Source organism: Micromonospora sp. I033, from assembly GCF_053890995.1.
Genome location: NZ_JBSSLX010000246.1, coordinates 1 through 7,798, shown reverse-complemented (window position 1 = coordinate 7,798; position 7,798 = coordinate 1). Strand labels below are relative to the sequence as shown.

Annotated in this window: 6 protein-coding genes and 1 pseudogene; 4 read left to right on the top strand and 3 right to left on the bottom strand. The window is 65.2% G+C overall.

What is annotated here, in order from left to right:
• The 3 genes from ACW0Q9_RS27030 to ACW0Q9_RS27020 all read left to right on the top strand — a co-directional run.
• Window positions 1-907 (top strand): AfsR/SARP family transcriptional regulator (locus ACW0Q9_RS27030; protein ID WP_456186006.1); only part of this gene is annotated, 907 nt, incomplete at its 5' end.
• A complete protein-coding gene (locus ACW0Q9_RS27025; protein ID WP_456186004.1) occupies window positions 904-1,779 on the top strand; it encodes a DUF2637 domain-containing protein in 876 nt (291 codons plus the stop codon). The genes ACW0Q9_RS27030 and ACW0Q9_RS27025, both read left to right, overlap by 4 nt.
• A gap of 441 nt (window positions 1,780-2,220) precedes the next feature.
• Window positions 2,221-2,781 (top strand): maleylpyruvate isomerase N-terminal domain-containing protein, encoded by a 561-nt coding sequence (locus ACW0Q9_RS27020; protein ID WP_456186002.1) that lies wholly within the window; start codon window positions 2,221-2,223, stop codon window positions 2,779-2,781.
• A gap of 16 nt (window positions 2,782-2,797) precedes the next feature.
• On the opposite strand, the gene ACW0Q9_RS27015 is transcribed toward ACW0Q9_RS27020, so the two are convergent.
• Window positions 2,798-4,765, bottom strand: a complete 1,968-nt coding sequence (locus tag ACW0Q9_RS27015) for a toll/interleukin-1 receptor domain-containing protein (protein WP_456186000.1) — start codon at window positions 4,763-4,765, stop codon at window positions 2,798-2,800.
• Between the two features lie 285 nt (window positions 4,766-5,050).
• Between ACW0Q9_RS27015 and ACW0Q9_RS27010 the strand changes: the two are divergent.
• Window positions 5,051-5,829: pseudogene (locus tag ACW0Q9_RS27010) on the top strand (transposase family protein).
• A gap of 395 nt (window positions 5,830-6,224) precedes the next feature.
• Here the strand turns inward: ACW0Q9_RS27010 and ACW0Q9_RS27005 are convergent.
• Window positions 6,225-7,022: a hypothetical protein gene (locus ACW0Q9_RS27005; protein ID WP_456185998.1), complete on the bottom strand. Its 798-nt coding sequence runs from the start codon at window positions 7,020-7,022 to the stop codon at window positions 6,225-6,227.
• Between the two features lie 4 nt (window positions 7,023-7,026).
• Window positions 7,027-7,521 carry a hypothetical protein gene (locus ACW0Q9_RS27000; protein WP_456185996.1) on the bottom strand — a complete coding sequence of 165 codons (495 nt, stop codon included), beginning with the start codon at window positions 7,519-7,521 and terminating at the stop codon, window positions 7,027-7,029.
• Between the last annotated feature and the right edge of the window lie 277 nt (window positions 7,522-7,798).

The following is a 7,798-nucleotide window of genomic DNA, read 5'->3' as shown; positions in this document are numbered from 1 at the left end:
CACCGCTGCCGTGCCAGAAGACGCGCACCAGGACAGCCCCGCCGTCCCAGCATCCAAGCCCCCTGAGGACTCGGAGGCGCCAGATCAGGCAACCAGCGAAAGGGGCAGCGACCCGGAGGACGGCAAGCGAGTGCGGGTCCAAGTGCTGGGCGCACCCGCCGTCGTCGGCGCAGACCCGAACCGCACACCACGCGCCAAATCCCTCGAGCTGCTGGTGTACCTGGCGGTGCACGACGGCGCCGCCTCCACCGAGGCGATCCTCGACGACCTGCTGCCCGACGCCCCAACCAGCAAAGCCGCCGGCCGGCTCTACACCTACGTCTCCGGACTACGCGCCGTTTTACGCCACGCCGGCAGATCCGCAGGACACGTCACCCACCCCGACCACCGCTACGTCCTCAACCGAGACCTGCTCGACATCGACCGGTGGCGCATGCGCACAGCCATCCGCGACGCCGCACAGGCCACCGACCCACAAACCCGGGCCGCCGCGCTACGCCGAGCAGTCGACGCCTACACCGGATCCCTCGCCGACGGCTGCGACTACGAATGGATCGAGCCCTACAGGGAGGCAATACGCCAGGAAGCCCTCGACGCGCATCTCGCCCTCGCCGACACCCTCGCAGGACAACCCGCGCAACAACTGGCCGTCCTCGACGCCGCCATCACCCACAACCCGCACCACGAAGACCTGTACCAGGCAGCGATGCGATCCCGCGCAGACCTCGGCGATGTCGAGGGCATCCGGATGCTGCGCCGAACCCTGGCACGCCGGCTCAACGACATCGACGCCGAACCCAGCGACGAAACCCTCGCCCTCGCAGACCGGCTCATTGCCGACCTGCGCCGCCACGGCAGTGCCTCCTGCAACCGCCGTCTGCTCAACACCGAGGGAGGCGTCGAATGACCGCGAACGCCACGCTCACCTCCAGCAGTGATGACTCACCGAACGCACTGGCTGGTGACGCCACCGACCAACTGCAGCGACTGCGGTGGGCGGTACGGGCAAGCCTCGCCCTCGGCGTCGTAGCGTCAGTGGCCGCGAACGTGTTGCACGCGCGCCCGAACCCGATAAGCCAAATCATCGCCGCGTGGCCGCCTCTGGCCCTGCTGCTCACCGTCGAGCTGATCTCCCGCGCGCCCCACCACCGCCGCCTGCTCCGCGCCATCCGCCTCGCCGCGACCGCCGTCATCGCCGCCATCGCCACCTGGGTGAGCTACTGGCACCTCGTCGGCGTCGCTGCCCGCTACGGGGAGACCGAACATGGCGCCGCCTATCTGCTGCCCATCTCGGTTGACGGGCTCGTCATCGTCGCCAGCGTCAGCCTCGTCGAGATCACCGCCAGAATCCACGCCGCGACGCTCGGAACAGCACCGGGCGCAGCGCTAACACTTTCACCCTCGGCCGAAAAATCACCGGCCAAGACCGTCATCCCCGCGACCCGCACTCGATCACGGCGCGGCGACACGCACCCCCAACTGGCTCAAGACACGCCGCCGGCACGACCAAACAACGCCCCGCAGCCACGACGTACGAACAACGACGGTGCGAGCGGGCCGAGGCTGCCGCAGGCAGCGTGGGAGACAAACCCAGGCGACGCGCCGACCGACACCGCCCCAGCCGTCGCCTACTGGCGGCGCCGCGACCCCACCCTTCACCCGGCCGAAATCGCCGCCCGAATCGGCCGGTCCGAACGCACCGTCCGCCGCCACTGGCCATTACCGACTAGCAACGGCGCGCCACACGTCAACGCGCACCTCGCTAACCGCCCTCGCTGACACCTGTCCGCGCACAGCTCATCGCACATGCTGCCCCCAGTTGAACGTGCACAGCCTGCGGGCGCACCGAAGATGCGATGACGTGAGGCCAGTATTTTGCCCAACCGGCGGCGGTCTTGAAGGTGCCTTCACCAGCGATGTGGCGTCGACGGTGCAGCGCATCCGCTGTAGCCGAATTGAGCATGTTCACCGTGGTCGGCGTCGCAATCCGACTCGTCCCCGCGGGCACTAGGCCATCGGTTCGGTGCGCATGCCGCTGGTCGCGGTCCCTCACGCCAGGTTGGGTGTGCCCGAGGATTCGATCCTCCCTCTAGTGGGGGAGATGAATTCCCTCGAGATGGGAGGCGTCATGGCAGCAGAGCCGACGATCTTGGTGGTATGAGAGTTCACGCCAGCCCTCGTTGGGCGTACGACACGTTCGCGTGGCTGATGCTTTTCGTAGTGTCGCACGTGGTAGCGGTGTTCCTCCCCGGTAACGATCCGATCGGCGACGGACCTTGGAGCCAAAGGGTCGTACGTGATCTTCAACATCATCCTGACCGCGGTTGTTGGACGTGGTGGGGTGACTCGCCGTCACCGCAAACCTCTGGCGCCTGGGCGCGGCGGCAGGTCCCCGAGATCGCGGTGCACACCTATGATGCCCAGCTCACCGTGGGTGCCCCGCAGTCGCTGTCAGACGAGGTCGCCCTCGACCGTTTCGACGACTGCCAGTTCACCCTCTGCGCAACGACGGCCGCCTGGCCACACCAACCCGCCGTCGTCGATTATCACGCCACCGAGGGCCGCTCCTGGCGCCTCCGGCTGTCCCGCAACGGGGCACGGGTCGCCCGCCTCGGCGAGCCCGCTGCCGGCGAGGCCCTGGACACGGCCGACGCCTCCGCCCGGGGCACGGCCAGTAACCTAGTCCTGATGTTCTACGGCCGCATACCGCTGGATTCCCTGAAGCTCGAAGGCAACCGTCGCATCTTCGATCAGCTCATCGCCTGGGACCCGTCCGTGTAACAACGATCCCTTCCTGCTACGGGGTGAGCAGCAGCTTGAGGTCCTGAGCCAACTTTCTCGAGAACGCCTCCACGGCGTCGTCGGAGTACTCTCTGAGCACGAGGTACTTGTGTGCCATGAGGTACTCGACATGACGCTCGGGCCAGGCGGAAGCCAATTCGTCGCGAACATCGTCCAGCAGCACAGGTAGCACGTACGTCCTACGGCGCCGCTGCTGCTCCGCGATCGCCCAGTCGAGCTCATCGCGGACCCAGTTAGACCTGAGTGCCGACGAGCTGACGAAGGCCAGTACGAAACTCGTCTCCGCGTCGTTGATCGCCCTGCTGATCTCCCGCTCCAGGTGCGCCCCGGTCGGTATCTCGTATTCGTCCATCCATTTCTCGATCTTCGGAATACCCTCGCCCATGTTCAGGACGATCTTCTTGACCAGCTCCTTGTCTCGGCTGGCATGGGAGACGAACAGTTTGATACTGGAGCTTGGTCGCATCCGGTCCTTGATTACGGATGGAAGCTCGCTCGTCGGGCGCTCGGCGACAATGGCACTGATTTGCGAAAAGTTGTGGTATCCGATGGACTTCTTCGAGCCGACCGAGTATTCTCCATTGACGTAGATTCCCACTACTTGGGCCAGATCCGGCAGCATTTGAGCCATCGACTTCGCCTCGAGATTGCTGCCCTGCGAGTTCAACAGATATTTCCGGCTCTCGCAGTCGAAGGACAGAACTGTAGCCGTCCGGTTGGTCGTGCTCTGAAAGTAATTTGCCAAGTCCGCGCAGTTCCGTTGGATCGCGTCGATGCCGGCCCGACTGGGCTCGTTGCCCATAACCATCAGGAAATAGTTGCTGTCGTGCGCCTCGGCCCGAACCACCCGCAGCATGACCTGATCGCCCACACGTTCGAACCACACGGGGACGTTCGGCCAGATACTTCTGTCGTTCCTGTGCTTGGACGACCCGATGGTGTACCGATACGACTTCGGCTCCGTGGGGATCGGGGTCTTCTTCTCCTCCATGGCGTCGAGTTCCTCCCGGGTGAGGTCCCAGTAGCGCGACAGGAACTCGACCGGTGGTTCTCCGTTGATGGTCCTAATGTAGTAGTAGCGGCCGTCTGCGTACTCATCCTTGCGATCCCATTCGATCCGTAGCGGCGTCGCATCCTGTGCGTAGTCGAAGGGGTGCAGCAGCAGGAACCGCGGTGTCATGTAGGGAAGGAGGGCGACCACCGCGCAGTGGTTGTAGGAGAACCTGTAGGAAGTGGTGCCGCCGACCTCGACGGAGTAGTAGATCGTCTGGAACAGGTTACTCGTGCGGTTGGACGCGCACCCTCCGATGACCCTTGCTTCCTCGGACACCTCCAGCAGTTCCTGCCCGAGGGCGTAGCAGTCGGAGAAGTCGATGAACTCCCTGGCCGTATGGCCGGATCGCTCGACATGTCCGCTGCCCGAAGTGAAGAGGAGGCCCGTGGAGGACTCGAATATCTGCTCCGACGTCCAATCGATGCCGTATGTCGCCTGCAGTTGTCGGCGATACTGGGTCACGCATTCCTCGACAACTTGCCTCGCCGTGTTCTTGCGTCCCGGCCCCTTCTGGCTTATGTTACAGGACACCGGCAGCTTCGGAAATACGGCGCTGATCACCGCAATCAGCAGGATGCCGTCATGAATGTCATCCTCCGCGGCGGCGCGGCTCTGAAAGAAGGAAGAGTGGACACTGGCGCCGATCAGAGATGGGTGCCATCCCCTCGCTGCGCAGAAGTCCATCAGACCATCCCGGACACCGGAGTCAGAATCAATCTGATCCTTGCGGCCGCCGACCATCTTTGAGTTGGCCAGAACCAGCAACGAGACACGCTTCCAGTCGTAGCCGCGCTGTTGAAGTTGCTGTTCCAAGCGTGTGAGGGCGCTGCCCATGGAGTCCGTGTCGATCATGTCGCCCGGAAGGTTTTCGCCATGAATCACAAAATCCAAGATCGCTTCCACGTTCACCCCCGAGTCATGAGTGGCGAGTGGTCAGCCCGGTTGTTCAAGGTCCCAAGTGGTTGGTCAACCGTAGGTATTTTGCGTTCATGATCACATCGTCCGACCGGTCGAGCGGACCTCGTTAATCGACGGGTGGCGAACCCTACCAAATATGCCGATAGTCGGACCGGTCGCCGATGAATCCGGCTGACCAACGAGCGCCGCCTGCCCGGCACGCAACAACAGGGACGACTAAGGGACGGTCGTAACCCCGGTGTCTGTCTTCCCAGGACGGTCGGTCAGTATGCCTGGGTGCAGGTGATCACCGCGGCCCACCCTGACTGGATCTTCCCATTGACGGGACTGCAACCGGCCAGGTCCGCAGGCTGGTCCGCCTGGTCGCCGAGCGTGGCGGTGACGCCATCGCTGACGGCCGGCCGGGCCGGCAGTGGGCTCTGGAACTGCCTGATCGGGTGCTGCTGGTCGCCGCGTACTGGCGCACGAACCTGACCATGCGGCAGATCGGTTCGCTGTTCGGGGTGTCGCACTCGGCTGCGCACCGGGTCATCGACACCCTCGGCCCGCTGCTGGCCCTGGCGCCGGTGCGCCGGCGCCCGGTCGACCAGATCGCCATCGTCGACGGCACCCTGATTTTCACCCGCGATCAGCGCTTGGCCGCCCGGAGCATGAACTACCGGTACTCGACGAACCTGCAGGTTGCCATCGACGCCAGCACCCGCCTGGTCATCGCCGTCGGCGACCCACAGCCGGGCAACCGCAACGACACCATCGTCTACCGCACCTCAGAAATCGACCAGAAGCTCGCCGGACGGCCGGTGATGGCCGACGGCGGCGACCGCGGCAACCCCGAAGTGATCATCCCGTACCGCAAGCCCACCGACGACAGCGACCTGCCGGACTGGAAGCGAACCCCCAACGTCGAACACCGAACCGTCCGGGCAGGGGTCGAACACGCTTTGGCCAGGATGAAGTGCTTCAAGATCCTGCGCGACTACCGCCGCGCCGCCCACACACTGACCGACGCCGCTTCCGGCATCGCCAACCTCCACAATATCATCCTTGCTGGCTGACCACCGGTCCCGCGCCGGGCAACGCCTCCACCCCGTTACGAGACGTCCCTTAGTACTGCAGCCGCCCTTCGCGGAGCGGAGTCTTCGCTACAGGGGCTGATCTGGGCCCGGTATTGATGTCGGCGTCGCCACCATCACTATGGACTGAGGTGGGCGGTGGTTCGGGCTCGGGTGACCAGGTGTGCCAGCAGACGTTCCTGGCCCGATGAGCGGTATGGCGATCTCCGCTGGCGGCGCGGCTCTGGTCGTCCTGACCGAGTCATACATCCGCCGGTCGACAAGCACGGCCTGCTGGTCCGCTGAAGCTGTCACCCGACGAGTGGGGCGACGCGGCCGGCCGTGACCTGGCGGAGGAGGAATGGCACCATGTGCCGGGAGAGTGACCCCGCAGAACCTTACGCTGCCCCGGAACCTGTAGGCCGACGCTGAGGGCTGGACGCCGAGAAACGGCGCTCCGCCTGGCCAGGCATGACCAGGGCACCATCAAGGACGCCCTGCATTACGTCCTTGAGGCTGGGCACCTGAGCGAGCTCACCAAAGCCCTCAACATACCGCACTAACCGGCGCTGCATCGCTGCCAGCTCAGCGCGGCACTCCGCATCCTCGGGCCACTCAGACTCGAGATCTTCGGGGTGAGACCGCTCCCACTGGCGCAGGCGCGGATGCCACTTGGACAAGAATGGCCGGAGCTCGTTGTTGAGCATCGCGATTGCCAGGTGCTCGACGGTAGGACGTCCGGGCGCGCGCGCCGAGGGCGTCGCCTGGCCCAGTACTTCCCTGGTGATGCCGAACAGCTGGTACAGCGAGCTCAGGGCTTCTCTGAGCAGGCCGGTGCCGGTCGCCAATGGCTGGCCGGAGACCCGGGTAACCGCCTCGAGGAACAGCCGCCACGCGACCTGCTTGTTGTCCCGTGTGACGGCGAATCGGAGCTCGCTGAACTGAGGCACCGTGACGGTAACTTCCGCAAGCTGGAAGAAGCGAGAGTAGCCGGATGCCACCACCGCGCCGACCCCGCCCGCCGTCGTGCCGCAGAGCGCAAAGAGGGCTGGCCCGGTCAATCGGCTGCCCAGGTAGACCGCCAGCCCCACGATGGCGCCAATCGTAAGGCCGAGAGCAATGTTGAGCCAGCGAGTGCGGAGCCAGTCGAGGCGCATACGGCAATCGTCCCAGATGAGCATGAGGATCGGCAGCACCTCTTCAGCGGAATGAGCTACCCATGACGGAGCACTGGTCGGCACCTCGGTAGCCGCAGCGGGCCTGCACCGACAGGCGATAGCCCTGGGTGGCAGGCGAGACGGGGTCTCGTAGTTCAACGGCGGTCAACGCCCTGCCGCGGGTCTGGTCTCGGCTGATTGTGGCGGGTCGACCTCGACAAAGCCGAAGAGCCGTTCGATCAGTTGCAGCGATTGGGTGCGGTAGCGGTCTGCGAACCCGCGACAGATTGCCGGCTCGGCCTTTGGCCGACCGTAGTGCGGCAGTGTTTGATGGGCAGACGATGAAGGCTTCGCGCTGGCGGGCTTCGGTAACGAGGTCGCGCAGCCGGCCGGGGGCGAGGTGCATCCGGTTGCCGGGGGCGAAGACGCAGGTGTCGCACCGCCGTGACAACAGCCGTGACTTGCCGAGGACCGGATCGCCGACGCTGATTTCAGCGTCGCCCTCGCACTCGACGTCGTGTTCCGGAACGGGTTCCATGACATTTCCTTTCGCATGTTCGCAGCGGCGCCGTCGGCGAGCGCCGCCCGTGGCGGACCGAATTGAGGTTGAGGTGTCGAAGCGGGTGGGCAATCCGCCGCGACGGACCGGGAACTCCCAGGTGCCGCGCGGACTGCTCGCGGTGCGGCCAGATGATCAGCGCCGGCCGTGCGTGACGTACAGGCCGGGTGGGTCTGGCTGCGGGTGACCGGTACGTCAGCCGGTGATCGGTCCTCGGGCACCGGCAGCACCGCACCGAGTTGCCTGTTCCGCGGTC